Origin of the sequence: Streptomyces sp. CC224B, from assembly GCF_030010595.1 — a bacterium.
Lineage (GTDB): Bacteria > Actinomycetota > Actinomycetes > Streptomycetales > Streptomycetaceae > Streptomyces > Streptomyces longispororuber.
Genome location: NZ_JASCXL010000029.1, coordinates 1 through 25,070, shown reverse-complemented (window position 1 = coordinate 25,070; position 25,070 = coordinate 1). Strand labels below are relative to the sequence as shown.

Below are 25,070 nucleotides of genomic sequence, written 5' to 3'. Positions count from 1 at the left end.
TTTCGGGCAGTGAGGTCGGGGTGGACGTCCGGAACAGGCAAAGAAGGGTGTCCCGTACGGGACAGACAAGGCATGCGGCGCGGGATTGACTTCCAGCCAACCACCCGATGAACGAGCCGAGGGAGCCCGTCGCATGCCCGAGCAGCCGAAGAACGAGTTCTGGAAGAACCTCAAGCCGATCGAGAACTCGTTCAAGCCGGACGCGCTGCCGGAGGTCTACCTCTCCGACGCCGCCACCGACGACGACCGCTACTACGCGCCCTTCACCGACACCGTCAGCTCCCGCCCGCTGTGGATCAACGTGAAGGACAACACGTGGTCCGACATCCTGCGGGCCAAGGAGGCGGGTCTGGTCAACCGCCACTACCACCCGCACGAGGTGTTCGCGTACACCATCTCCGGCAAGTGGGGCTACCTGGAGCGGCCCTGGACGGCGAGCGCCGGTGACTTCGTGTACGAGGCCCCGGGCGAGGGCCACACCCTGGTCGCGTACGAGAGCGAGCAGCCCATGAAGGCGCTCTTCATCGTCAAGGGCCCGCTCATCTGGCTGGACGAGAACGGCGAGCCCACCGGCTTCTTCGACGTGCACGACTACATCGAGATGTGCCGCCGCCACTACGACGAGGTCGGCATCGGCGCCGACTACGTCAACTCCCTGTTCCGCTGACCGGCAGCGTCGAGAACCCGACACGAGGTCGCCATGACCAGAACCCCTTCCCGGCCCGGCGCCGCGGCGCCGGACCCGGTGGCGGCACCCGGGGACGCCGAGGCCCGCCGCTACGAGCACCGTCTGCTGCTCGTCCTCTTCGCGGCGTTCGGCTTCGTCTTCTTCGACCGCCAGGCGCTGACCTTCCTCGCCCCGTTCATCTCCGACGACTTCCACCTCTCGCACACGGCCCTGGGCGTCCTGTCCGGTGTGCTGGCGCTCACGTGGGCACTGTCGGGTCTTGTCTGCGGCAGGCTGGCGGACCGGTACGGCCGCCGCCCGGTCCTGATCGCCGCCGTCGTGCTGTTCTCCTGCTTCTCCGCGGCGGGCGGGCTGATGACCGGCTTCGCCGGGCTGCTGATCGCCAGGGCCCTGATGGGCCTGGCGGAGGGCGCGGTCCTCCCGCTGGCGCAGTCGCTGATGGTGGAGGCCTCGCGGGAGCGCCGGCGCGGCCTGAACATGGGCCTGCTCCAGGGGTCGTCGGCGGGGCTGCTCGGCGGCATCGTCGCCCCGCTGGTCGTGGTCTGGATCGCCGAGCACCACACCTGGCGGACGGCGTTCCTGGTGACCATCGTCCCCGGGCTGCTGATCGCCGTCTGGATCGCGCGGTCGGTGCGCGAGCACCCGCCCGTACCGGTACTCCCCGACGCATCGGACGCCACCGCGCGGGAGGAGGCCGCACCCCCGCTGCGCGAGGTGCTGCGGGAGGTCCTCGCGCACCGCAACATCGTGCTGTGCGCCCTGGCGGCCTGCTGCTACCTGACCTGGTTCACGGTCATCATCACCTTCACGCCCACCTACCTGGAGGACGAGAAGGGCTTCTCATCCGGCACGATGAGCCACGTCATGACCTGCTTCGGCGTGGCCTGGGTGCTGTGGGGCTTCCTCACCCCGGCGGTGTCCGACCGGATCGGCCGGCGGGGCGCGCTCATCGCCTTCACCGTCGTGGCGGCGCTGTGCCCGCTGGCCGTGGTGTACGTCGACGACCCGGTGCTGCTCGGCGCCGTCGTGGTGCTCACCTACACCGGTCTGGGCTGCTTCACACTGATCATGGCGACCATTCCCGCCGAGACCGTGCCGCGCCGGACGCTGACCGTCGCCCTCGGCCTGGTCATGGGCGTCGGCGAGCTGGCGGGCGGGTTCATCGGCCCCCTGGTCGCCGGTCTCGCCGCGGACGTCTGGGGTCTGGACGCGGCGATGTTCATCTCCTCCGGCGGCGCCGTCGCCGTGGTCCTGCTCGCGCTGGGGCTGCGGGAGACCGCCCCCGCGGTGCTGCGCCGCAGGGGCGCCGACGCCGGGCCCGCACCCGGCGCCACGCCGGTCTCCACCTCGGAGGGCGCGCTGTGAAGGCCGCGGTCTGGTACGGAGCGCGCGACGTACGCGTCACCGAGCGGGAGGTGACCCCGCCGGGCCCGGACGAGGTGCTGCTCGCGGTGGCGTACTGCGGGATCTGCGGCAGCGACCTGCACGAGTACGCCGACGGCCCGCACTCGGTGCCGGTCAGCCGGGCCCACCCGGCCTCGGGCGCCCGCGCCCCCCTCGTCCTCGGGCACGAGTTCTGCGGCACGGTCACCGCCGTGGGCCCGGCCGTGCGGGGCCTCGCGGCGGGCGACCGCGTCGCGGTCGAACCGCACTACCGCTGCGGCACCTGCCCGCGCTGCCGGGCGGGCGAGTACAACATCTGCCGCCACTTCGGCTTCGCCGGTCTCATGGGCCACGGCGGTCTTGCCGAGTACGCGACGGTGCCCTCGTACATGGCGCACCGGCTGCCCGACGGGGTGCCACTGGAGCAGGCGGCCCTCTTCGAACCGGCCTCGGTCGCGCTGCACGCGCTGCGGCGCGGCGGCGACGCCGACAGCGTGGCCGTCGTGGGCCTGGGCCCCGTCGGGCTGCTGACCGTGCTGCTCGCCGCGCGGCGGGGCACCCGGCGGATCGTCGCCGCCGACGTCAACCCGGCCCGGCTCGGCCTCGCGGCGCGCCTCGGCGCGACCGAGGTGGTGGACGCACGGGACGCCGGGGAGGGGGACGCGGGGCTCCGGGTGCGTGCCGCCTGCGGCGGCGAGGGCGCCGACGTGGCCTTCGAGGTGGTCGGCTCCCAGGCGGCCCTGAACACCTGCCTGGCGGCGACCCGCCGCGGCGGGCGGACGGTGCTCGTGGGACTTGGGCGCCGCGTCAGCTTCGACTCCTCCGCGCTGGTGGACAACGAGCACGCGATCGTGGCCAGCGTCGGCTACCGGGACACCTACCCGGAGCTGATCCGGCTCGTCGGGTCGGAGGGCCTGGACCTCCGACCCGTGGTGACGTCCGTCATCGCCCTCGTCGACGTGGTGCGCGAGGGGTTCTCGTCGCTCCTTGACGGCGGCGGCGACCAGATCAAGATCCTGGTGTCGCCCTCGGCCCCGGTATCGGCGGAGCACACCCGGACGGCCCCGGCCTCGGTGGAGCACACCCGGGCGGCCCCGGCGCACGCAGGACGGGAAGGAGACAGCCGATGACCACCGGCGCACCGACCGGCCCCGCTACCGGGCCCGTACCGCCCGCCACGGGCACCGCCGCCGCGCCGTCCGGCCCCGTACCGCCGGGGACCGCGCCGTCCGGCAGCGCGCCCCTCCCCGGGCCCGTGCCGGGCGCCGCCCCGCCGTTCCCCGGCTCCGACGCCTTCGCGGGCCGCACCGCGCTGGTCACCGGCGGCACCTCGGGCATCGGGGCCGCCACCGCCGAACTCCTCGCGGAGCTGGGCGCGCGGGTGTACGCCCTGGGCCTGCCGCCCGCGCCCGGCGGCGAACCGCCCCGGCACGAGCGGGTGCGCGTCGTCGAACAGGACGTGACCGACCGGCAGGGACTGGCCCGCCGCATCGCGGAGACCGGCGCCCTGGACCACTTGGTGGTCTGCGCGGGCATGAGTGCGGACCGCGCCGAGTACGAGCCCGCGACCTGGGACCGCGTCCTCGCGGTCAACCTGGGCGCGGCGATGACGGCGTGCGAGGCGGCCCGGCCGCTGCTGGCCCGCCGGGGCGGCTCCGGCGGCTCCATCGTCACCGTGTCGTCCATGTTCGCGCTGTTCGGCAGCCGGGACCGGCCCGCCTACAGCGCCAGCAAGGGCGGCGTCTCCCAGCTCACCCGGTCCCTGGCGGCCGAGTACGCGTCCGACGGCATTCGCGTGAACGCGGTGGCGCCGGGCTTCGTCGTCACCCCGCTGGCGCGCGGCGTGCTCGACGACCCGGCGGCGGCCGGTGCCGTGCTCGCCCGCGTCCCGATGGGCCGCCTCGGGCTGCCCCGGGAGGTCGCCTCGGTCATCGCGTTCCTGTGCGGCCCGGCGGCGGCCTACGTCAACGGAGCGGTGATCCCCGTCGACGGTGGCTACTCGGCGGTCTGAGCCCCGGCCCCGGCCGGGGCCGCCCCCAGGCCGGTCCGGGTGCGCGCCGCACCCGCCCGGCGGCCCGCCCCGGTCCTCCGGCCGGGCCGCCGGACAGGAGGCCGCCACCGGGCCGTGACCGGAGCCGCGCCGCCGAGTACCCTTCGCTGGCGAGCACAGCACACGCGGGCCCCCGGCCGGGACCGGCCCCGGCGGAACCGCTCCGGCGGGGCCCGCCCGGCGCGTCCGGGCCGACGGGGCCGGCTGCGAAGGCGCATCCCCCGCGGCGCGCAGGACACTGGCTCACGGCACGGCAGCAAGGAGGCCGAGTTGACCGGACACCCCGCCACCGTGTTCTCCCGAGTGTCGACACGGTCGGTCGACCAGGCGGACCGTGTCGACCTCTGGGAGGACTACAACCGGCAGGCCCTGGTCGGCCTGACCTGCTCCCCGTACTCCGACGACGGACTCCTCGCCACCCAGACCAACGTCAGCCTCGGCAGCCTGCGCCTGGCCGACATCGCCGGGAACGAGCACGTCATCGAGCGCAACGCGCGGCTGTGCCGGGAGACGCCCAAGGACTCCGTCTTCGCGACCCTGCTGGTCTCCGGGCAGGCGGTGTTCTTCCACAGCGGCGGCTGCCTCAGCCTCGGCGCGGGCGACCTGGTGCTGTACGACACCCGCCGCTCCTACCTGCTCGGTTTCCCCACCACCATGCGCCAGCTCCTGGTCGACATCCCCCGGGAGGTCTTCGCCGAGCGCTGCCTGTCCGCCGAGCTTCCGGCGCCGCTGGTCTTCGGGCGGCGGTCGTCGGCCGACGCCCCGGCGGTGCGGGCCCTGGAGTCCGTGCTGTCCGGCTGGTTCGCCCAGCGGGAGCCCGGCGACGCGGCGGGCATCGAGGGCACCGTCCTCGGCCTGGTGCGCTCGCTCGCGGCGTCCCGGGTGGGGGACGGGCGGCCCGGGGACGACCAGGGCGCCCGGCTGCTGCTCGCGAAGGAGTACATCGACCAGCACCTGTCCGACCCCCGGCTGTGCGCGGAGGACGTCGCCGATGCGGTGGGCGTCTCCACCCGGCAGTTGAGCCGCGTCTTCCGGCAGGCCGGGCTCAGCCCCTCCCGCCACATCCTCGAAAGCCGCCTGACGCGGGCCCACGAGCAGCTCACCGACCCCGGCTCGGCGCGGCTGACGGTGGCCGACATCGCCCACGTGTGGGGCTTCGCCAGCCAGTCGCACTTCACCCGCGTCTTCCGCGAGCGGTACGGACGGACCCCGGGCGAGCTGCGCCCGGCCCCGCCCGGCCGCCAGGACTGACCACCGCGGCGGTACGCGGGCGGCCGGCGCGGGGCCCGGCCGGGGCCGCACCTCCCGGCGCGGCCGCCGTCACCGGCCGATGTCGTCCTCCGCCAGGACGCGCTGGGCCACGGCGAACGCGGAGTTGGCTGCCGGGACACCGCAGTAGACCGCCGTCTGCAGCAGTACCGCGCCGATCTCGTCGCGCGACAGCCCGTTGCGCCGTGCCGCCCGGATGTGCAGGGCCAGTTCCTCGTACTGGCCCTGCGCCACGAGGGCCGTCATGGTGATCAGGCTGCGCTCGCGGCGGGAGAGCGTGTCGTCGGTCCAGACCTCCCCCCAGGCGTAGCGGGAGATGAGGTCCTGGAACGGAGCGGTGAACTGGCTCTGCCGCTCCTGCGCCCGGTCCACGTGCGCGTCTCCGAGTACCTGGCGGCGCACCGCCATCCCCGACTTCGGAGCCCCCGAGAAGTGGGTGCGGAGCGCGGCGAGGACGGCTTCGGGCCGCTCGCACGGTGCGAGGTGGGAGGCGCCCGGGATCTCGGTGAGTGAGGCACCGGGTACCGCGTCGGCGATCTCCCGCAGGTGTGCGGGCGGAGTCGCGGGGTCCTCGCGTCCCGCGAGGAGCACGGTGGGCGCGGTGATCGAGGAGAGCCCGTCGCGGATGTCGAACGCGGCGAGCGCGTCGCAGCACGCCGCATAGGCGGCCGGGTCGGCCGCGCGGTGGTCGGCCACGAGGCGGGGCGCGGTGAAACCGGGCGTGAACCACCTGGACGGCGCGCTGTCGGCGAGTGCGGCCAAGCCCTCGCGCCGTACCAGGGCGGCCCGTTCCTCCCACCTGGCGGAGCCGCCGAAATGGGCGGACGAGCAGACGACGGCGAGGCTCTCCACGCGTTCCGGGTGGTGCACGGCGAGGTGCAGGCCGACGGCTCCGCCGAGCGAGACGCCGGCGTAGGCGAACCGGTGGATGCCGAGCGAGTCGGCGAGCGCGAGCACCAGGTCGGCGAGGTCGCCGACGGTCGCGCCCGGGCCGATGAGGTCGGCCGGGGAGCCGCCGTGGCCGGGGAGGTCCCACCGCACCACCCGGTGCGTGACGGACAGTTCGGGGGCGACGGCGTCCCACAGGGCGGTGGAGGTGCCGAGCGACGGGCCGAGGAGCAGGGGAGGGGCGGTGGACGGGCCTGCTGCGCGGTGGTGGAGCGGTCCGCGGTCCCGGCCGGTGTCCGGGGTGGTGCTCGGCGTGCTGGTCAAGGTCGCTCCAGGGCGCGGTCGGTGAGGATTCCGGCGGAGCCGGTGTATCGCGTCGGGTCGGTGAGGTCGTCGAAGTCGAGGTCCAAGCCGTCGAGTTCGGGCTGTTCGGCGAGGAGCCCGGCGAGTGCCCTGCCCTCGGTCCGGGCGCGTGCGGCGAGGTCCGTGAGGAGCGCCTTGGCCCGGGCCCGGCCCAGGGCCGGGGCGAGGACGGCGGCCAGCCGCTCGGAGACGATCAGCCCGGCCGTCAGGCGCAGGTGCTCGCGCATGGCGTCCGGGTGGACCCGCAGGCCCTCGGCCAGTTCGGCGCTGTCGCGGGCGGCCCCGCCGACAAGCCGCAGCAGGTCGCGCAGCGGCTCCCACTCCGCGTGCCAGGCGCCGGCGGGGCGTTCGTCCTCCGCGGCCATCGAGGCGTACAGGGTGGCGGCGAGGCCCGGGGCGCGGCGGGCGGCCGCGGCGACGAGCGTGGCGCGCACCGGGTTCCTCTTGTGCGGCATGGCGGAGGAGTCCCCGTCGGTGCCTTCCGACAGCTCGGCGATCTCGGTGCGGGACAGGGTGAGGACGTCGGCCGCCACCTTGCCGAGGGCCCCCGCGGTGAACGCGAGGGCGCCCGCCAGGTCCGCGACGGGCGTCCGGAGGGTGTGCCAGGGCAGGTCCGGCGCGGCGAGGCGGGTCTCGCGGGCGTAGGCGGCGGTGAGCCGTCGCGCCGTGTCCGGGGCCCCCTCGTCGCCGTCACCGCCGAAGGCCGCCAGGGTGCCGGCGGCGCCACCGAGTTGTACGGGGAGGGAAGCGCGTACCGTACGCAGCCGGTCCCGGGCGTCGAGGACCAGCGAGCGCCAGCCGGCCGCCTTGAGGCCGAAGGTCGTCGGTACCGCGTGCTGGGTCAGGGTGCGGCCGGGCATCACCGTGTCCCGGTGGGCCGCGGCGAGGCCGGACAGCGCCCGCTCGGTGCGCCGCAGGTCCTCCAGGACGAGGTCCGCGGTGCGGGCCGCGACCAGCATGGTGGCGGTGTCCATGATGTCCTGGCTGGTCGCCCCGCGGTGCACGTAGGGGCCGAACGCGTCGGGGACCGCTGCCGTCAGGTCCGCCACCAACGGGATGACCGGGTTGCCGCCGCCTCGGGCGCGGTGGGCGATGCCACCGGCGTCGAAGCGGGCCGAGCCGGCCGCGGCCGTGATCGCCCGGGCGGCCTCGGCGGGGGCGTGGCCGAGGGCCGCCTGGGCACGGGTCAGGGCCGCCTCGGCGTCGAGCAGCGCCCGCAGGAACGCGGTGTCGGCGGTCGCGGACTCGGCGGGGGAGCCCGCCCGCCCCGGGGCGAGGAGGCCGTAGTCGATGCCGGGTGATGCCACGGGAACTCCGGGAACGTCGGGGGAGGTCACGGGAAGTCCGGGAACGTCGGGGGAGGTCACGGGAAGTCCGGGAACGTCGGGGGAGGTCACGGGAACTCCAGGAACACGGTCTCGCCCTCGCCCTGAAGGCGGACGTCGAAACGGTAGGTGCGGTTCTCGCCGGGCCGCGCGATCAACGTGGCCCGGCGAAGTGGATGTGGGCGGGGCGCCACGCGTTGGTGTGGTTGCGCCACGGGTAGGCGCCCGGCTTGATCGTGGTGAACGTGTACCGTCCCTCGTCGTCCGTCAGCGTGCGTCCGACACCGGTGAAGTTGGGGTCGAGCGGTGCCGGGTGCTGGTCGCGCAGGTGCGCGTAGCGGCCGGAGGCGTTGGCCTGCCAGAGCTCTATGAGCTGCCCGCGTACCGGCCGCCCGGCGCGGTCGAGCAGCCGCCCCGAGACGGTGATGCGCTCGCCGAGCGGCTCTCCCCGGTGCTGGACGGTGAGGTCGTTGTCGGTCTCCGTGACGTCGGTCGGGCCGAACACCGGACCGGACAGCTCGACCGTCTCGGGATCGCCGCCGGTCACGGGGACGAGCGGCTGCTTGGGGTGGCGAAGCAGCGAGCTGCGGTAGGGCGCGTAGTCGCGCCGCGGGTGGTGGCGCGCGGGCGCGCCCGCCGCCAGCGCCTCGTCATAGGCGGTCTGGAGTTCGTCGATGGCGGTGTCGATGTCCGACTGGGTGTGCGTCGTGTGCGTCGTGTGGGTGCTGTGGGTGGTGTGGGTGTGAGTCATGAGGTGTCCCGGGATTCCTGGTACGTGCGTACGCGAGTCCATGAGGTGCCGGTGCCGGTGCCGGTGCGGGTACGGGTGCCGGTACGCGGGCGGGGCGCGGGGGAGCGGACGGCCCGGGCCCGGCGCGCGTGCTCAGCGTTCGAGGACGAGGGCGAGTCCTTGGCCGACGCCGACGCAGAGGGTGGCGACGCCGGTGCCGGAGCCGCTGCGGGCGAGCTGGTGGGCCACGGTGCCGGCGAGGCGGGCACCGGAGGCCCCCAGCGGGTGGCCGAGGGCGATGGCGCCGCCGTACGGGTTGAGGACCGCCGGGTCGAACGCGGGCCACTCGGCGACACAGCCCAGGACCTGGGCGGCGAACGCCTCGTTGAGCTCCAGCGTCGTCAGGTCGCCGAACGACCGGCCCGCCCTGGCGAGGGCGCGGTTGACGGCTTCGACGGGACCGAGGCCGAAGTGGTGCGGCTCGACCGCGGCCACGCCGGTGGCCGCGACACGGGCCAGCGGTTCGCGCCCGGTGGCCCGCAGGCCCTCGTCGTCGACGAGGAGCAGTGCCGCGGCGCCGTCGTTGAGCGGGGACGCGTTACCCGGCGTGACGGTGCCCCCTTCCGCACGGAAGGACGGCTTCAGCGCGGCCATCGCCTCCAGGGAGGCGTCCTGCCGCACGCACTCGTCGCGGTCGACGAGCACCGGGTCGCCCTTGCGCCGCGGGACCGGCACCGGCACCACCTCGGCGTCGAACAGCCCGCTGTGCCACGCGGCGGACGCCTTGCGGTGGGACGCGAGCGCCAGGGCGTCCTGCTGCTCGCGGGTGATGCCGTGCTTGTCGGCGATCAGTTCGGCCGACTCGCCGAGCGGCACGGTCCACTGCGGCTCCATCCGCGGGTTGACCATGCGCCAGCCCAGGGTGGTCGAGTACAGCTCGGTGTGGCCCGCGGGGAACGGCCGGTCGCTCTTGGGCAGGACGTAGGGCGCGCGGGTCATCGACTCGACCCCGCCGGCCAGGACTATGGAGGCGTCGCCGACCGCGACGGCCCGCGCCGCCTGGATGACCGCCTCGAGGCCGGAGGCGCACAGCCGGTTGACGGTGACGCCCGGCACGGAGGTCGGCAGCCCGGCGAGCAGGCCGGCCATCCGGCCGACGTTGCGGTTCTCCTCGCCCGCTCCGTTGGCGTTGCCGAAGTAGACGTCGCCTATCCGGGAGGGGTCCAGGTCCGGTGTGCGGGCGAGGAGTTCGCGGAGGGTGTGGGCGGCCAGGTCGTCGGGGCGTACGCCCGCGAGGCCGCCGCCGTACTTGCCGATCGGGGTCCGGACGGCGTCGACGACGTAGACGTCCCGCAGGCTCATGACGTTGTCTCCTGGGTGAGGGCGACACGGATGTCCGCGGCCGTCTTCCGCACGATCTCCTCGGTGGACACGCCCGGGGCGGTCTCGACCAGTGCGAGGCCGTCGTCGGTGACGTCGAGCACGCCGAGGTCGGTGACGATGCGGTTGACGCAGGCCCTGCCGGTCAGGGGCAGTGAGCACTCCGCCACGACCTTCGCGGAGCCGTCCTTGGCCGTGTGGTTCATGACCACGACGACCGTCCGGGCCCCGTGCACCAGGTCCATGGCCCCGCCGATCCCGGTGATCATCTTTCCGGGGACGGCCCAGTTGGCGAGGTCGCCCCGCGCGGACACCTGCATGGCGCCGAGGACGGCCACGTCGATGTGCCCGCCGCGGATCATCCCGAAGGAGAGGGAGGAGTCGAAGGAGGAGGCGCCGGGCACCACCGTGACCGTTTCCTTGCCGGCGTTGATCAGGTCCGGGTCGACCTCGTCCTCGCCGGGGTAGGGCCCCACGCCGAGGATGCCGTTCTCCGAGTGGAGCACGACTTCGACGCCGTCCGGAAGGTGGTTGGGGATCAGCGTCGGCAGCCCGATGCCGAGGTTCACGTACTGTCCGTCCGCCAGCTCGCGCGCCGCGCGCGCCGCCATCTGCTCGCGTGTCCAGGCCATCAGACGCTCCCCGTCCCGGTGCCGCTCGTCCCGGGCCCGCTCGTAACGGTCCCGCGCGCCGGCGACGCGGAGACCGTGCGCCGCTCGATGCCCTTGGCCACCGCCTGCTCGGGGGTGAGCGCGACCACGCGCTGGACGAAGACGCCGGGCAGGTGCACCTGGTCGGGGTCGATCGCGCCCGGCTCCACCAGCTCCTCCACCTCGGCCACCGTCACTCTCCCGGCCATCGCGGCCAGCGGGTTGAAGTTCCGGCTCGACTTGTTGAAGACCAGGTTCCCGTGCCGGTCACCCCTGGCCGCGCGCACCAGGGCGAAGTCGGTACGGATGCCGTGCTCGAGGACGTACGCGGTGCCGTCGAAGGTGCGTACTTCCTTGGGCGGTGACGCCACCGCGACGCCCCCCTGGCCGTCGTACCGCCAGGGAAGCCCGCCGTCGGCGACCTGGGTGCCGACCCCCGCCGGGGTGTAGAAGGCCGGGATGCCGAGCCCCCCGGCCCGCAGCCTCTCGGCCAGCGTGCCCTGCGGGATCATCTCCACCTCCAGTTCGCCCCCCAGGTACTGGCGGGCGAACTCCTTGTTGGCGCCGATGTAGGACCCGGTCACCCGCGCGATGCGGCCCGCGGACAGCAGGACCGCGAGCCCGGAGTCCATCGCGCCGCAGTTGTTGGACACCACGCCGAGATCCTTCACCCCCAGGTCGTACAGCGCCTGGATCAGTACGTTGGGCACGCCGCTCAGGCCGAAGCCGCCCACCGCGAGCGTTGCCCCGTCCCGGGCATCGGCCACCGCCTCAGCGGCGGTGGCGACCACTTTGTCCATACCGGAAGCCTCCATGCCCCGAGGGCTTGGACCCTCAGTTGCTCAGTGCACTGACTATCTCGTCGGGCCTCGCCATGCTGGCACCCGGGGTATCGGCCGTCAATAGATCGCGTGAACCAGCAGGTCACCGTGTTGCCGAGAGGGCGGAGCGGCTTGGTGGCCGGACGGTACCCTCAGTGCACCAACAGAAGCGAAGAGGAGGGACGCGATGGCCGCGGTCGACCTGACCACCCACCCCGGGCACCTCGCCCGGCGTCTGCAGCAGGCGCACCACCTGCTGTGGACGACGATGGTCTCCGAGGAGATCACCTCCCCGCAGTTCGGCGTGCTCAACGCGCTCACAGCCGAGCCCGGCCTCGACCAGAGGACGGTCGGCGAGCGGGTGGGGCTCGACCGCTCGACCATCGCCGAGGTCGTCAGCCGGCTCAGCCGCCGGGGCCTGCTCGACAAGGTCCGGGATCCCGGCGACGGCCGCCGGTTCCTGCTGCGGCTCACTGACGAGGGCGCCCGGACACACCGCAGGCTCACGGTGCGCACGGCCCGGATGAACCAGGTCTTTCTCGCGCCGCTGTCCGCCGAGGAACAGGCGCTCTTCATGGCGTTGATCCGCCGCGTCTCGGACGCGGCGGAGGGGCTGCGGGCCCCGGAGGAGCCCGCGTCCGCGGGGCCGTCGTGAACGCCGTCGCCTCCGCCGACCCGGTGCCTACCCCGTGACGAGCGGCGTGTACGCGAAGGCCGTCGCCAGCTCGGCCTCGATGCGGGAAGCGGTGTCCCGCAGGGCAGGCAGCACGCGCTCAAGGGTCTCCTGGGGTGCGCTCCGGCCGGCGTGCACAGCGACGTTCAAGGCGGCGACCACACGCCCGTCCCGGTCGCGCAGGGGTACGGCCAGGGAACGCAGCCCCTCCTGCAGTTCCTGGTCGACCAAGGCGTAGCCGTCCCTGGCCGCCGCGCCGACCGCGGCGGTGAGGGTACGCGGTGAGGTGAGGGTGTGCGCAGTGAGAGACCGCCGCTCGCTCCGGGCGATGCGGGCGGCCAGCTCGGCAGGGGGCAGCGCCGCGAGCAGGACGCGTCCCATGGAGGTCGGCCAGGCGGGCAGGCGGGTGCCCGAGGTGATGTCCATGCGCAGGATGCGAGAGGTCGCGGCCCGGGCCAGATAGCGGATGTCGGGCCCGTCGAGAACGGCGACCGAGGCGGACTCGTCCAGGAGCGCGGCCAGTTCCGCCAGATGCGGGCGGCTGATGTCGGTGAGGGTGAGGGAGGACAGCCGGGCGTAGCCGAGGTCCAGGACACGGGGCAGCAGGTGGTACACCGGCCCTTGGCTGTCCGCGTACCCCAGGTGCCGCAGGGTGAGCAGGGCGCGTCGTGCGGTCGCCCGGGACAACCCGGTCGCCGCGGCGGCCGCGCTGACGGTCAGTCCGCCACCGGCCCCGCGGAAGGCGGACAGCACGGCGAGGCCGCGCGCGAGGGACTCCAGGAACTCCATGCCCAGTTCGTCCTTGGACTCGCTCAGGTCCTGGGCGGTGGGCGTGGGGCGGCCGACGGGCCGCGGCGCCTGGTGGAGTGCGGTCTCCATCCGGGCGACGGCTGCCTGGAGCCGGGGCAGGGCGTGTCCGGGGAAGTCGGCGGCGGAGTACCGGCTGGTGTGGGTGAGCACGCTGACCGCGGCCAGGATCCGGCCGTCCGGGTTCCGGACGGGGGCGGCGAGGGCCAGCAGCCCGGGCTCGATCCACTCCTCGTCCAGGGCCCAGCCGGCACGGCGGGCCGCGGCCGCGCGGGAGCGGAGGCGCCGTTCCGGCCCGTCCTCCGCGAGGGCCGCGTCGCGGGGAGGGACCGCGGGGGAGCCCGCGTCCAAGGGGTCCTCATGCCGCCGGGCACGCCAGGCGCGGAACTCCGCCTCCCCCCACCCGCCGGCCAGGACCACCCCGGCGGCGCTGCGGTCGGCCGGCAGCAGGTCGCCGACGTGGAAGGCCAGGTACATCGCACGGCGCCGGACAGCCTGAGTGATCAGCCGGGCGCCGTCGCGGTCCGGAACGGCCAGTGACACGGACTCGTCGAGTCCGTCGGCCAGCTCCTCGACGTACGGCTCCAAGGCGTCGACGAGGCCGCAGGAGGCGAGGTACGCGTTGCCGAGCTCCATCACGCGCGGGGTCAGGGACACGTCCCGCCCGTCCGCACGGACGTGGCCGAGCCGCAGCAGGGTGGCGATGATCCGGTCGACGGGGGAGCGGAGCAGGCCGGTGGCGGCGGTGAGATCGCTGCGCCGCATCCGCGGAGAGGGGTGCGCCGCCATGGTGTGGAGTACGGCGAGGCCGCGTTCCAGGGGGCCGACGGCCTCTCCCGACATGCCGGCCCCCTTCCCTCACGTCCTGATCAGTGCGTACGGGGAAGATACCCGGCCGCCCATTGACGGCCGGACCGCGGTGCCGCAGACTCGGCCCGATCCCATAGCGAAGGAAATTTCGCTGGGCGAACACATGGGGTGCTGGGCTCCCGCACGGACGGCCTCACCCACCCCTCCCCGAGCCGCAGAGGACGCCCCCTCATGAGCCGCACCACGCCTCGCTCCGCCGGAACCGTCCGTCGCGCGGCCGTCCACCAAGCCGTCCGCCAAGCCGTCCACCCGGCCGTCCACTTGGCCGTCGGACGCGGCCTCGCCGCCGCCCTGCGCTTCCGCGCTCGCACCGGGCCGCGGGCCGTGCCCAGCGGGCGCCCCGAGCCCGCCGCCCCGTAGTCCGGCGGACCCGTCACGGCATCCGACAGAACCCTTCAGGAGCTTCCCCATGACCTCCGTCACCCGTGGACTGATCATCGGCGGCCGGGAGATCCCCGCCTCCTCCGGCCGCACCCCCCCCGCCATCGCCCCCTGGACCGGCACCCCGTACGCGCAGGTCGCCGCGGGCACCCCCGAGGACGTCACCCGCGCGGTCGACGCCGCCGACGCGGCCGCCGGCCCCTGGGCCGCCCTGGCCCCCACCCGGCGGCGCGCGATCTTCCTGCGCGCCGCCGACCTCCTCGAAGCCCGCACGCCCGAGGCCGTCGCGCTGATGGCCGGCGAGGTCGGCGGCGCCGCCCCCTGGGCCGGCTTCAACGCCGCGCTCGCCGCCGGGATCCTGCGCGAGGCCGCCGCCGCGATCACCCAGCCCACCGGGCAGATCCTCGCCACCGACACCCCCGGCGCGTACTCGATGCTCGTCCGCGTGCCGGTCGGCGTCGTCGCGGCGATCGCACCCTGGAACGCCCCACTGATCCTCGGCGTCCGCGCCATCGCCATGCCGCTGGCCATGGGCAACACCGTCGTGCTCAAGCCCAGCGAGGACGCCCCGCTGGCCTGCGGCCTCTTCCTCGCCGACATCCTGCACGAGGCGGGGCTGCCCGCGGGCGTCCTCAACGTCGTCACCAACGACCTCGCCGACGCTCCCCAGGTCGTCGCCGCCCTGATCGCCGACCCGCGCGTCCGGCTGGTCAACTTCACCGGCTCCACCGCCGTCGGCCGCCGCGTCGGTGTGCTGGCGGCCGAGCACCTCAAGCCCGCCGTCCTCGAACTCGGCGGCAAGAACGCCCTGGTGGTGCTCGCCGACGCCGCTGTGGACCACGCGGTGGACGCCGCCGCCTTCGGCTCCTTCATGAACTCCGGCCAGATCTGCATGTCCGCCGACCGTGTCATCGTCCACCGCGACCGCGCCGAGGAGTTCACCCGCAAGCTCGCCGCGAAGATCAAGTCCCTGCGCCACGGCGATCCGTCCGATCCGGCCACCGTCGTCGGCCCGGTCGTCAGCGCCCGTGCCGCCCAGCGCGTCGCCGCACTGATCCAGGACGCCACCGCCAAGGGAGCACAGCTCCTGGCCGGCACCGGCCGGGTCGAGGGCGACGCCGGGGCGCTCCTGGCCCCCGTGGTCCTGACCGGTGTCACCAAGGACATGGACATCTACTACGGGGAGATCTTCGGCCCGGCGACCGTGGTCCACGTCGTCGACTCGGTCGACGAGGCCGTCGACCTGGCCAACGACACCCCCTACGGCCTGACCGCCGGTGTGATCACCGAGAACGTCGCCGCCGGTGTCGCGGTGGCCCGCCGTCTGCGCACCGGCATCGTCCACGTCAACGACCAGACCGTCGCCGACGAGCCGCAGGCCCCCTTCGGCGGCGTCAAGGACTCCGGCTACGGCCGGTTCGGCGGCCAGGCGGGCGTCGACGCCTTCACCGACACCCGCTGGATCACCGTCCAGGCACACGGCCACGCCCACTACCCCTTCTGAGAGGCCGCGGGAGAGCCCTGGGCAGGCGCGGCCCAGGGCTCCCCCGCGAAGGCCCGGCTAGTCCCTGCGGTACTGCGCGGGCGACGCCTTCGTGGCGTCGTCCTCGTACGACCCGGCCCTGCCCCGGTCCACGTGGAAGGTGGTGAGCGTGGAGACGGGGGAGCGTGGGTCGCGGCGGTCGCCGATCACCCGCATGTGCGCGCTGAACCGCTCCGGCGTCACCTCGTACACGTCGTAGCCGTACCGGTTGCCCTCGAAGTACTTCAGGTGCGGGTTGGCCTTGCCCATCAGGGGGCCGTTCTTGGCGTTCCACTCCGGGGAGTACGCGCCCGAGGTCACCGAGTGCGCCGTGAACTCCGTGCCCACCAGCGGGGAGTCGGGGGCGTCGAAGTCGGTGCGGACGTCGTCGACGAACGCCGAGTGCCAGTCGCCGGTGACGACCACGAGGTCCTCGAGGCCGCTCGCGTGCACATGCCCGAGGACCTCCTTGCGCTCGGCGAGGAAGCCGTCCCACTGGTCGGTGAACATGTACGAGCCGCCCGGCCGGCCGCGCAACTGGCTCAGCATGATCGAGTTAGCCCAGACGTGCCAGGAGTCCGGGGCCCGGTCGACGGTCTTCTTGAGCCACGCCTTCTGCTCGGCGCCGAGGATCGTGCCGTCGGGCAGGTTCTGCGCGGAGCGGTGCGAACGCAGGTCGAGGACGGTGAGTTCGAGCAGGTCGCCCCAGCGCCGGACGCGGTGGATCTCCGGGTCCGGCAGCGCCGACCCGCCGAAGGAGTCACGGTGCGGCATGTGCTCGAACCACGCCTGGTACGCGGCGGCGCGGCGCTTCATGAACGGCGCGCCGCCGCCGGTGCCGCTGTAGTCGTTGACGACCTCGTGGTCGTCCCAGGTCAGGAACCACGGGTGCGCGGCGTGCGCCGCACGGAGCGACGCGTCGCCCTTGTAGAGGGCGTGCCGCTTGCGGTAGTCGGCGAGCGTGAAGATCTCCGGGCCGTCGTGGTCCCGTACGTGCGCCTCCGGGACGCCGCCGACCTGCCCGTGCTCGTAGATGTAGTCGCCGAGGTGCACGACGAAGTCGACGTCCTCGCGGGCGATGCCCCGGTGCGCGGCGTAGTAGCCGTCGTGGAACGCCTGGCAGTTGGCGGCGGCGAAGGTCACCTTCCCGACCCGGCCGCGCGGCGCGGTCCGCGTGCGGCCCACGCGGCTGGTGCGGCCCAGCGCCTTGAACGCGTACCAGTAGGTGCGGCCCGGGGCCAGCCCGTCCACCGGCACGTGCACGCTGTGCCCGAGCGTGGCCGACGCCGGAGCCGTGCCCCGCGCGACGACGCGGCGCAGGCCGGCGTCCTTGGCGACGACCCACGCGACCTCGACCACCTCGGGCAGGTCCTGCTCGGCGGCCAGCGGCTCGGGCGCGAGCCTGGTCCACAGCACCACCGAGTGCGGCTGCGGGTCGCCCGAGGCCACGCCGAGCGTGAACGGCGCCCGGTCGTAGACGGCACCCAGCTTCTCGGCGGCCTCCCGGGCCTGCGCGGGGCTGAGGCCGGTGGCGAGCGGCCAGGCCAGGTTCAGGGCGCCCGCGGCCGCGGCGGCCTTCAGCAGATCACGGCGGTTGACGGTCATCGGTGGCCTCCGGCGGGCTGCAGGGTGAGGGAGACGGCGTCGGCGTAGCCGTCGTTGGAGGTGCCGCCGCCGCTGCGCGTGAACACCAGCAGGACCCGCGCCGACCGCGCGCCCGGCGGCACGAGGGCCTGCGCCTCGCACCGCACCAGGCCCGTACGGCCGCCGCGCTCGGCGGCGCTCACCGGGCCGAGCATGCTCAGGGCCACCGGGGTGCCCTGGGCGTCCCGGAACTCCACGGAGAGCCGGGCGCCGTCCTCCTGCCCGGCGTAGCCGCCGAGCCACGCGGTCACCGCGTAGCGCACCCGCCCCGCGTCGACGGCGCGCCGCCCGGCCGGGCCGGACCTGGGCAGCGATATGTCCTGCGTCAGCGCCGTGCGGGGGCTGTTCCCGCCCGAGAAGAAGCGGCTCCCGCGCCGCTCGGGACCGGGGTCGGACGCGGTCGGGTAGCCGCCGCCCAGGCTGTACGGGACGAGCGCCGGGGCTCCTTGGACGACCTTCCAGCCGCGTACCGCGGTGACGGGCTCGGCACTGCCGCCGGGCCCGCTCTCCGCGTCGCCGTTGACCACGAGATTCACTCGCGCCTCCTGTGGTGGGTGACATGGGCGCGGTCAGCCCACCAGCCCCGTGTGAACCAGGAGAAGCGGCATGGCGAATTCTGTTACCGGGGCGGGCCCCCGGGCGGACCCGCCCGAAGGCCGCGCGCGGCCCCCGGCGACGTACCGACGGGCACGTGGTCCCGCCGGGCGGCTACGGCCGCGGCCCCCGGTACGTGCGGCCGCCCCGGCGCGGCAGTGCCGCCGGTACGTCGTCGGGGGCCGCGGCCGTCTCCACGGCGAGGCGCAGCTCGGCCCGCACGGTCGCCGACGACAGGTCGAGGCCGAGGGCGCGGCCGCACTCGCCCAGCCAGGTGGTGAGCGTGGTGCGGTGCAGGACCAGTTCGGCGGCGGCGGGCGCGGTCCGGCCCCGGTGCGCCAGCCAGCAGCGCAGCGCTATCCGCAGCCGTTTGTCCAGCGGTTCGAGGAGCGCGGAGGCCCATCCCCGGGCGTGCTCGCGGCCGAGCAGGGCGGCGGGCAGCGGCGGGTGGGGCAGCACCGGCGCCGCCGCCGTGGCCCGCGCGGGCCCGGCGGGCACCCGCAGGGCGAGCAGCAACTGGGCCTGCACCGTGGGGTGGTCGAGGTCGGCCGCGAGCCGCGCGCCGACGCCCCGCAGCCGGGCCCGGACCGTGCCCTCGGACACGCCGAGGGCCGCGGTGGCGGCCTGCGCCGAGCCCGACCGCAGCCACGCCTCAAGCGTCCGCCGCTGCTCGCCGTCCAGCGGCTGCAGGACGGCCGCCGACCACGTGGCGAGGCGGTCCGGGGGCACCACGTGGAGCAGCCCGTGCGCCCCCAGGCCGTGCGCGGCGGCGAGGCGGCCGACGGCGGCGCCGTTGCGCGCGGCCCCCGCCTCGGCCCACGCGGTGACGAACATGTCCAGCGGTGCGGGGGCCGCCACGCCGCACAGGAGTCGGTGGCGGTCGGCGAGGCGGGCGACGAGCGGCCGCGTGGGGTCCTGGTCGCCGTGGACGCCGTGCGGGCCGGGGGCGCCGTGGCAGGCGACGACCGCCAGCTCCGCCCCGTCCAGGCAGACCAGCACGCGCGGCCCGGCACCGGACACCTCGGTCTGCGTCGCCCGCCACAGCGCCTCGTGCGCGGCACCCGCGCCGGGCCCGGTGAGCCGGTACACGGTGGCGTGCGTGGCGGACGTCCCGAGCACCTCGGCGGCCGCGTCGGCCCGGCCGCGCAGCAGCAGCCGCAGCACGGCCGTGTGCAGCCGCTGCTCGGCGCCCCGCGTCTCCTCGGCCCGCCGGGCCCGTACGCGCAGCAGGTTGACGGCGGTCTGCGCGGTCAGCGTGGCCAGGGAGGCGGACACCCCGGCGGCGGGGGCGAGGACGAGGACCGGGCCGCCGGCCCCGGACACCTGGTGCAGGGACAGGCGGGAGTGCGGCTGCGGCTGCGTCACGGCCCGCAGCCCCGCGGCCCCGGCGCTCCGCGAGGTGCTGTGGACGACGCCCGCCAGCGGGTCCACCAGCGCCGCCCAGCCGTCGACCAGCGCGGCGGCCTCGGCGACCAGGCTCGCGCCGGAGCGCGTCGCCGCGCGCGTGAGCCGCCGCACCACCTGGGCGTACTCGACGGCCGGCGGGGTCGCGGACGGCGTGGCGTGGGGGTCGCCGCCCGTGGCACGCGTCGTCACGGTATCCGGGCGACGCCACCCCAGCCCGCCCGCGCGGTGAGGGTGCCGGTGGTCGCCTCGGGCCGCCAGTTGGGCCAGGACACATAACCGGGCTCGACCATCTCGAGGCCCTCGAAGAACGCGATCGTCTGCTCCGGCTCCCGGAAGACGTAGGGGATCGCGCCGGAGTTGTTGTACTCCTCCTGCACCTCGCGGTGCTTGTCGTCCGAGGCGGTGGAGTGGCTCAGCGACACATAGCTGCCCGAGGGCAGCCGCGCCACCAGGCGGCGCACCAGGCCCAGGGCGTCCTCCCACTCCACGATGTGGCCGAGGACGTCGTTGATGACCAGGGCCACGGGCCGGGACAGGTCCAGCGTCCGGCCCGCGCCCTCCAGTACGGCGTCGGTGTCCCGCATGTCCGCGAGCACGTAGTCCATCGCGCCCTCGGGGGTGCTCTTGCCCATCGCCCGCACGTGCAGCAGCACCAGCGGGTCGTGGTCGACGTACACCACCCGGCACTCCGGCGCGATGCGCTGGGCCACCTCGTGGGTGTTGTTGGCGGTGGGCAGCCCGGCGCCCACGTCCAGGAACTGCCGCATCCCGGCCTCCTTGGCCAGCCAGCTCACGGTGCGGACCAGGAAGCCCCGCGACTCCTGGGCGAACGGCTCGATCAAGGGGTACTTGTCGCGGTAGGCGTCCCCGGCGGTCTTGTCGGCCTCGTACCAGTCCTTGCCGCCCAGCCAGTAGTTCCACACGCGGGCGCTGTGGGCGACGGACTTGTCGATCTCGTCGAACCGCGGCGGGAGCTTCATGGGTTCGGTCATGGGAGGGCCAGTACCTCTTTCGACTTGTCGGGGTGCAGGGCGGTGGCGCAGGAGTAGTCGAGGAGCAGGCGGTAGGCCGTCACCGTCTCGGGCGCGTCCCAGACGTCGGCGGTCCCGGCCAGGCCTCCTTCCCGGACCACGTGGTCGGAGATCTCCGGCACCTCCACGCGGAACAGGGTCAGCGAGGGCTTGCCCGTCAGGGCGTGCGGGGGCCCGTCCAGCGGGTGCACCTGGAGCGTCACGTCGGGCCGCTCGGCAGCGGCCCGCAACGCCTCCACCTGACCGGCCATGACGTCCGGCGGCCCCACCCGGGTGTACAGGGCCGCGGCCGACATCACCGCCCAGATGCGGGTCTGCTGCGTGCGCAGCCGCTCCTGGCGCTCCATGAGCAGCTCCGTCCTGCGGTCCCTGGCCGCGGGCGACAGGTCGGGCCGCAGGACGTCGTCCACGGCGCGGGCGTAGGCCGGGGTGCGCAGCAGGGCGGGGACCAGGGCGGGCTCCCAGGTGCGCACGATGCCGGCCGCGGACTCCACGCTCATCAGGTCCAGTTCCCAGGGGTCCATGACGGACCGCCAGGGGTGCCACCAGCCGGGCGCGTTGGCGCTCGCCAGCTTGCCGAGGAAGTCCTCGGTCTCCGCCGCGGCCGCCCCGTACGCCCGCAGCAGCGCGGAGACCTGGCCCGCGTCCAGGGACGTCTGCGCCTGCTCGATGCGGCGGACGGTGGCCGGGTGGGCGCCGAGGGCGCACGCGGCCTGCTTGAGGGAGAGTCCGGCGGCCTCCCTGAGGACCTTGAGCCGGGTGGCGAGCACGAGGTGCGCGACGGTCCTTCCGGATCGTTCGCGAGCCACGCGCGCCTCCTCCCGACACTCCCCGCAACTTGTGGATGCTGCACACCTTGTCGCTTGCAATCCCCGCACGCAACCCGTTGAGTATGTCCCGTACCGGAGCGGCCGGGGCAACCCGGAGCGGGCAACACGTCGTGCGCACGGGGGAGTCAACGGGGGAGATGACGTGCTGACGCTGGGCGCGCTGGCCGGCAGGGCCGAACTTGAGCTGGCCTTCGCCGGAGGTGTGTCCTCCGCTTCGCACGTGGCGGTCAGGGTCGTCGAGGTGACGACCCTGACTCTGCCCCAACTCCTGGAGGGCGAACCGCAGCGCCGCCTCGCCCCCGGTTCCCTCGTCCTGCTCACCGAGGTGCCGTTCCGGCTCCGGGGGCGCGCGGAGGTCGCCCTGGAGACCCTCGTGGAGCAGCTCGCCCTGGACGAGTGCGCGGGCCTCGTCGCCCACGTCGCCGCCGGCGACCACCAGCCGTTCCCGCGGGGCGCCCGCGACCTGGCCGCGGCCGTCGGGCTGCCGCTGCTCACCACCACCGCGCCGCCGCGGCAGTGGGCCGTCGTACGCCGCGGCCTCCAGGACCGGCGCCTCGCCGTCGTGGAGCGCCAGGCCGCGCGGTTGAGCGCCCTGGTCGAGGAGTTGCCCGCCCGGCTCGCGGACCCCGGGGCGATGCAGCGCGTCGCCGACGGCCTCGCGCGCGCCCTGCGGGCCCAGGTCCTCGTCAGCGACCCGGAACGCGTCCTGGCGGCCGCGCCCGCCACCGCGGCCGACGCCCTGGCCCGGGCGCTGCCGCGCGGGGGCGCCGGGTCCGGCCCGTGTACACCCGGTCCTTGCACGCGGCTCGTGCCGCTGGCGCCGCCGGGCGCGGGGGCAGCCGCCCTCGGCCCGGAGGGCGCTGCCACCGGACCCGGCTCCGGGGATGCCGCCTTCGGCCCTGGGGCCGCCGCTCCCGGCCAAGGGGCCGCCGTCCCCGGCCAAGAGGCCCTTGCCCCTGGCCAAGAGGGCGCCGTTCCCGGCCAACGGGCCTCCGCCTCCGGCCAAGAGGGCGCCGCCCCCGGCCAAGAGGCCTTCGCCCCTGGCCAAGAGGGCGCCGTCCTCGCTGTCACCCGCCCCGCGCCGTCCTTCGACGACGCCGACCTCCGGCTCCTCGACCACGCCGCGCGCCTGCTCGGCCTCCTCGACCAGGCGCGCCGCGAGCACCGTACGGCCACCCACACCGCGTACGCCGTCCGCCGGGCCGCCGTGGAGCTGCTCCTGGACGCCGAGGTCGACAAGGCGCGCCGGGTCATGGCCGCGCAGGCCCCGGGCCTGCTCTCGCCGGAGACGGTCCGCGCCTTCGTCGTCGACGTCCCGGCCACGCACCGGGACGCCGTCCTGCGCCGCTGCGAGACCGCCACGGCAGGCCTCGCCCTGGCCGTCGCCGACCCGCGCGAGGACCGCCGGGTCCTCGTCGTCGAGCCGGTCCGGCCCGGCCGGGCCGACGACCGCGTGGCCACCGCGCTCACGCGCCTGGTCGCCGACCTCGGGTCCGACGCCTCGCTGGGCGGCAGCGGAGCGCACCGGATGACGATGCTCGCCGACGCCGTGCAGGAGGCCGTGACCGCCCAGCGGTTCGCGCTGCGCCGCCCGGACGCGGTGGCGCTGTCCGCGCAGAGCACGGACCTGATCAGCGTGCTTCCCGCGGCCGCCGCGCGGCGCTGGGCGCGCGCGTTCCTCCAGCCCGTGCTGCGGCCCCTCGACCACTGGGAGCTGCTGCGGGAGACGCTGCCCACCGCCCTGGCCTACCCGTACTCCGTGGCCGCGCGGCGGCTGCACGTCCACCGCAACACCGTCAGTCGTCGCGTGGCCCGGGCGGCGGAACTCCTTGAGATGGACTTCTCCACCGTCACGGACCGGATCGCCGTGGGGTTCGCGCTGGACGTGCTCGCGGCCGAGCGGCAGGTGCCCGGCCGGTCGGCCGCGCCGTACGCCGAGCCGGCCCCCACCCTGCACGACCTGCTGACCACGCCCGAGGCCACGGCCTGGGCGGAGAGCCTGCTGTGCGGCGCGCGCGGCGACCACCGGGGCCTGCTGGCCACCGCCACGGCCTGGCTCGCCCACGACGCCCACGTCGAACCGGCCGCCCGCGCCCTCGGCCTCTCCGAGTTCACCGTCCGCTCCCACCTGCGGGCCCTGGAGGCCCACACGGCCCGCGACCTCGGCTCCCTGCGCGGTCTGCGGGACCTCCAGTTCGCGCTGCACAGCCTGACCGGGAAGGTCGACGTCACGGACCTGCGCGGCGGGCTGTGCGCGACACCCTGACCCCGGGACCGTAGCCGGGGGCCGGAGTGGCCGACGTCACAGAAAAAGGGCTCCCTTTCGCGTGGGGTCAGGGGCCGGGGCTGCATATAACACCCATGGGACACCAGGGCCGAGGCACTACGTACGGGACACCGGAACGGGGGGCGATGTGCGGGAGAACGCCCAGCCACGGCCTCCGGCCCCCGCGGACGAGCACCGTGAGGCGGCCCCGTCGCGGGACGCGCGGGACGAACCACCGCAAGAGGTCCGGGACCGCCTCCACGTACGCGGGCACGAGGCGTTGCGGAACATGATCCGCTCGCAGCGGGTCTACGAGCGGTGCCGGGCGCAGGGACGCTTCGTCGCTCCGACCTCCGCCGAGCTGGAAGCCCTGCGCGGATCGCCGGAGGACCGTGACGACCTGGCCGGTGACACGCTGCTCAAGGCCCTGGAGAAGGCCGAGCAGCCGTGGGCCACCTGGGACGCCCGGAAGGGCGCCTCCTTGGAGACGTACGTCGTCGGTGCCCTGCTCCTGCACTTCCCAAGGGTCTTCTCTTCGTGGCGAAAGGCCCGCGGGCACCGGCAGGAGTTCCGGCGGCGCCTAGTCACCGACGCGGCCGCCGCGACCGCGCCCGCCAGGACCGGCACGGCCGACCCCGCCCTCGCCGTCGTGGCCCGTGACGTCCTGGAGCGGGTGCTGCGGACGGCCGATCCCGACGTACGGGTCATCCTCGTGCTGGTGGCCGCCGGTTACCCGCGGCGCGCGATCGCCGAGCGCCTGCGGATCAGCGAACGCGCGGTGGAGGGACGGCTCCACCGCTTCCGCCGGGAGATCCGCGACAGCGCCTTGGGCCAGGACGTGCGGGACGTCCTGCGGGAACAGGCGTCGCTGCGCACCTGACGGGTTCCACGGTTCCTCCCCGGGAGTGACCGGCCCGCGCGCCCATCGCGCCACGAACCTGGCAGGGGCACCAGGCCGAGCCGCTTCGCGGTCGCGCGAGCGCGAGCCTGGTGCCCCTGCCAGAACCGTGGCGGAGGGCACGCGCAGGCCGGTCACCCCGAGGAGGAACCATGGACCAGCACACGGCACCCGCCGCGCGTCCCCCGCCACGCGAGGACCCGGGTACGCCCCAAAGCACTTGATAGGCACGCTAACTGACAGACCCTCAACCCAGAAGCCCCGCCTCCCACAGGCGGGGCTTCGTCGTGCCCGCGCCCGCAACCCGATCTCGAGGAGAACCCATGGACACCAGGACCACACCGCCCGCCCCGCCCGCCCCGACCGTCCCGCCCGTCTTCGAACTCCGCGTCGGCGGCCTGCGCCTGACGATCCAGCGGGTGCCGTACCGCCTGCTGACGCTCGCCGCCGCCGTCGGGGGCCCGCTCGCGGGCGCGACCTGGTTCGCGCGGTGACCCGGCCGGGGGGGGGGGGGGGGGGGGGGGGGGGGGGGGGGGGGGGGGGGGGGGCGGGCCCCGGGGGCCGGCCCCCGGCGGGGGGGCCGCCGCGCGCCGGCGGGGG

The 25,070-nt window shown here is 75.1% G+C and carries 22 protein-coding genes and 1 pseudogene; 11 read left to right on the top strand and 12 right to left on the bottom strand.

What is annotated here, in order from left to right; genetic code table 11:
• The first annotated feature begins 133 nt into the window (after positions 1-133).
• From QK440_RS14215 to QK440_RS14195, 5 genes are all read left to right on the top strand, one after another.
• Positions 134-667, top strand: coding sequence for a 2,4'-dihydroxyacetophenone dioxygenase family protein (locus QK440_RS14215; protein ID WP_282793440.1), 534 nt, complete (start codon positions 134-136; stop codon positions 665-667).
• A 33-nt stretch (positions 668-700) separates the two neighbouring features.
• A complete protein-coding gene (locus QK440_RS14210) occupies positions 701-2,053 on the top strand; it encodes an MFS transporter (RefSeq protein WP_282793439.1) in 1,353 nt (450 codons plus the stop codon).
• On the top strand, positions 2,050-3,201 hold the full coding sequence (locus QK440_RS14205) for a 2,3-butanediol dehydrogenase (protein ID WP_282793438.1): 1,152 nt from the start codon (positions 2,050-2,052) through the stop codon (positions 3,199-3,201). Before QK440_RS14210 ends, QK440_RS14205 begins: the two co-directional genes overlap by 4 nt.
• Positions 3,198-4,082, top strand: a complete 885-nt coding sequence (locus QK440_RS14200) for an SDR family NAD(P)-dependent oxidoreductase (RefSeq protein ID WP_282793437.1) — start codon at positions 3,198-3,200, stop codon at positions 4,080-4,082. Before QK440_RS14205 ends, QK440_RS14200 begins: the two co-directional genes overlap by 4 nt.
• 309 nt (positions 4,083-4,391) lie before the next feature.
• Complete coding sequence (locus QK440_RS14195; RefSeq protein WP_282793436.1) at positions 4,392-5,372, top strand: helix-turn-helix domain-containing protein; 981 nt, start codon at positions 4,392-4,394, stop codon at positions 5,370-5,372.
• 69 nt (positions 5,373-5,441) lie between these two features.
• Here QK440_RS14195 and pcaD read toward each other — a convergent pair whose 3' ends face one another.
• The 6 genes and pseudogenes from pcaD to QK440_RS14165 all read right to left on the bottom strand — a co-directional run bounded on the left by pcaD (position 5,442) and on the right by QK440_RS14165 (position 11,526).
• The gene (gene pcaD / locus QK440_RS14190; RefSeq protein WP_282793435.1) at positions 5,442-6,602 is read right to left on the bottom strand and encodes a 3-oxoadipate enol-lactonase; all 1,161 of its coding nucleotides are present in this window, start codon (positions 6,600-6,602) and stop codon (positions 5,442-5,444) included.
• Positions 6,599-7,948, bottom strand: coding sequence for a 3-carboxy-cis,cis-muconate cycloisomerase (gene pcaB, locus QK440_RS14185; RefSeq protein ID WP_282793434.1), 1,350 nt, complete (start codon positions 7,946-7,948; stop codon positions 6,599-6,601). The genes pcaD and pcaB overlap by 4 nt, the downstream gene beginning before the upstream one ends.
• Before the next feature lie 184 nt (positions 7,949-8,132).
• Positions 8,133-8,717: pseudogene (locus QK440_RS14180) on the bottom strand (protocatechuate 3,4-dioxygenase subunit beta); the annotation flags it as partial.
• A 132-nt stretch (positions 8,718-8,849) separates the two neighbouring features.
• Positions 8,850-10,052, bottom strand: a complete 1,203-nt coding sequence (locus QK440_RS14175; RefSeq protein ID WP_282793496.1) for a thiolase family protein — start codon at positions 10,050-10,052, stop codon at positions 8,850-8,852.
• A gap of 2 nt (positions 10,053-10,054) precedes the next feature.
• Positions 10,055-10,708 (bottom strand): CoA transferase subunit B, encoded by a 654-nt coding sequence (locus QK440_RS14170; RefSeq protein ID WP_282793433.1) that lies wholly within the window; start codon positions 10,706-10,708, stop codon positions 10,055-10,057.
• Positions 10,708-11,526 carry a CoA transferase subunit A gene (locus QK440_RS14165; RefSeq protein ID WP_282793432.1) on the bottom strand — a complete coding sequence of 273 codons (819 nt, stop codon included), beginning with the start codon at positions 11,524-11,526 and terminating at the stop codon, positions 10,708-10,710. Before QK440_RS14165 ends, QK440_RS14170 begins: the two co-directional genes overlap by 1 nt.
• Before the next feature lie 208 nt (positions 11,527-11,734).
• On the opposite strand from QK440_RS14165, the gene QK440_RS14160 reads away from it, so the two are divergent.
• Positions 11,735-12,202: a MarR family transcriptional regulator gene (locus QK440_RS14160; protein WP_282793431.1), complete on the top strand. Its 468-nt coding sequence runs from the start codon at positions 11,735-11,737 to the stop codon at positions 12,200-12,202.
• Between the two features lie 27 nt (positions 12,203-12,229).
• Here QK440_RS14160 and QK440_RS14155 read toward each other — a convergent pair whose 3' ends face one another.
• Positions 12,230-13,870, bottom strand: coding sequence for an IclR family transcriptional regulator C-terminal domain-containing protein (locus tag QK440_RS14155; RefSeq protein ID WP_282793430.1), 1,641 nt, complete (start codon positions 13,868-13,870; stop codon positions 12,230-12,232).
• A gap of 198 nt (positions 13,871-14,068) precedes the next feature.
• On the opposite strand from QK440_RS14155, the gene QK440_RS14150 reads away from it, so the two are divergent.
• Positions 14,069-14,257: a hypothetical protein gene (locus QK440_RS14150; RefSeq protein WP_282793429.1), complete on the top strand. Its 189-nt coding sequence runs from the start codon at positions 14,069-14,071 to the stop codon at positions 14,255-14,257.
• A 49-nt stretch (positions 14,258-14,306) separates the two neighbouring features.
• Positions 14,307-15,782 (top strand): aldehyde dehydrogenase family protein, encoded by a 1,476-nt coding sequence (locus QK440_RS14145; protein ID WP_282793428.1) that lies wholly within the window; start codon positions 14,307-14,309, stop codon positions 15,780-15,782.
• Positions 15,783-15,839: 57 nt separating this feature from the next.
• Here QK440_RS14145 and QK440_RS14140 read toward each other — a convergent pair whose 3' ends face one another.
• From QK440_RS14140 to QK440_RS14120, 5 genes are all read right to left on the bottom strand, one after another.
• Positions 15,840-17,405, bottom strand: a complete 1,566-nt coding sequence (locus tag QK440_RS14140) for an alkaline phosphatase D family protein (RefSeq protein WP_282793427.1) — start codon at positions 17,403-17,405, stop codon at positions 15,840-15,842.
• Complete coding sequence (locus tag QK440_RS14135) at positions 17,402-17,980, bottom strand: phosphoesterase (protein ID WP_282793426.1); 579 nt, start codon at positions 17,978-17,980, stop codon at positions 17,402-17,404. Before QK440_RS14135 ends, QK440_RS14140 begins: the two co-directional genes overlap by 4 nt.
• 172 nt (positions 17,981-18,152) lie before the next feature.
• Positions 18,153-19,634, bottom strand: coding sequence for a helix-turn-helix domain-containing protein (locus QK440_RS14130; RefSeq protein ID WP_282793425.1), 1,482 nt, complete (start codon positions 19,632-19,634; stop codon positions 18,153-18,155).
• Complete coding sequence (locus QK440_RS14125) at positions 19,631-20,437, bottom strand: SAM-dependent methyltransferase (protein ID WP_282793424.1); 807 nt, start codon at positions 20,435-20,437, stop codon at positions 19,631-19,633. The genes QK440_RS14130 and QK440_RS14125 overlap by 4 nt, the downstream gene beginning before the upstream one ends.
• Positions 20,434-21,285, bottom strand: coding sequence for a helix-turn-helix transcriptional regulator (locus tag QK440_RS14120; RefSeq protein ID WP_282793423.1), 852 nt, complete (start codon positions 21,283-21,285; stop codon positions 20,434-20,436). The genes QK440_RS14125 and QK440_RS14120 overlap by 4 nt, the downstream gene beginning before the upstream one ends.
• Before the next feature lie 163 nt (positions 21,286-21,448).
• On the opposite strand from QK440_RS14120, the gene QK440_RS14115 reads away from it, so the two are divergent.
• The 3 genes from QK440_RS14115 (at position 21,449) to QK440_RS14105 (ending at position 24,964) form a co-directional block, all read left to right on the top strand.
• Positions 21,449-23,572 (top strand): helix-turn-helix domain-containing protein, encoded by a 2,124-nt coding sequence (locus QK440_RS14115; RefSeq protein WP_282793422.1) that lies wholly within the window; start codon positions 21,449-21,451, stop codon positions 23,570-23,572.
• Positions 23,573-23,861: 289 nt separating this feature from the next.
• Positions 23,862-24,452, top strand: coding sequence for a helix-turn-helix domain-containing protein (locus QK440_RS14110; protein WP_282793421.1), 591 nt, complete (start codon positions 23,862-23,864; stop codon positions 24,450-24,452).
• A 341-nt stretch (positions 24,453-24,793) separates the two neighbouring features.
• On the top strand, positions 24,794-24,964 hold the full coding sequence (locus QK440_RS14105) for a hypothetical protein (RefSeq protein WP_282793420.1): 171 nt from the start codon (positions 24,794-24,796) through the stop codon (positions 24,962-24,964).
• The last annotated feature ends 106 nt before the right edge of the window (positions 24,965-25,070 follow it).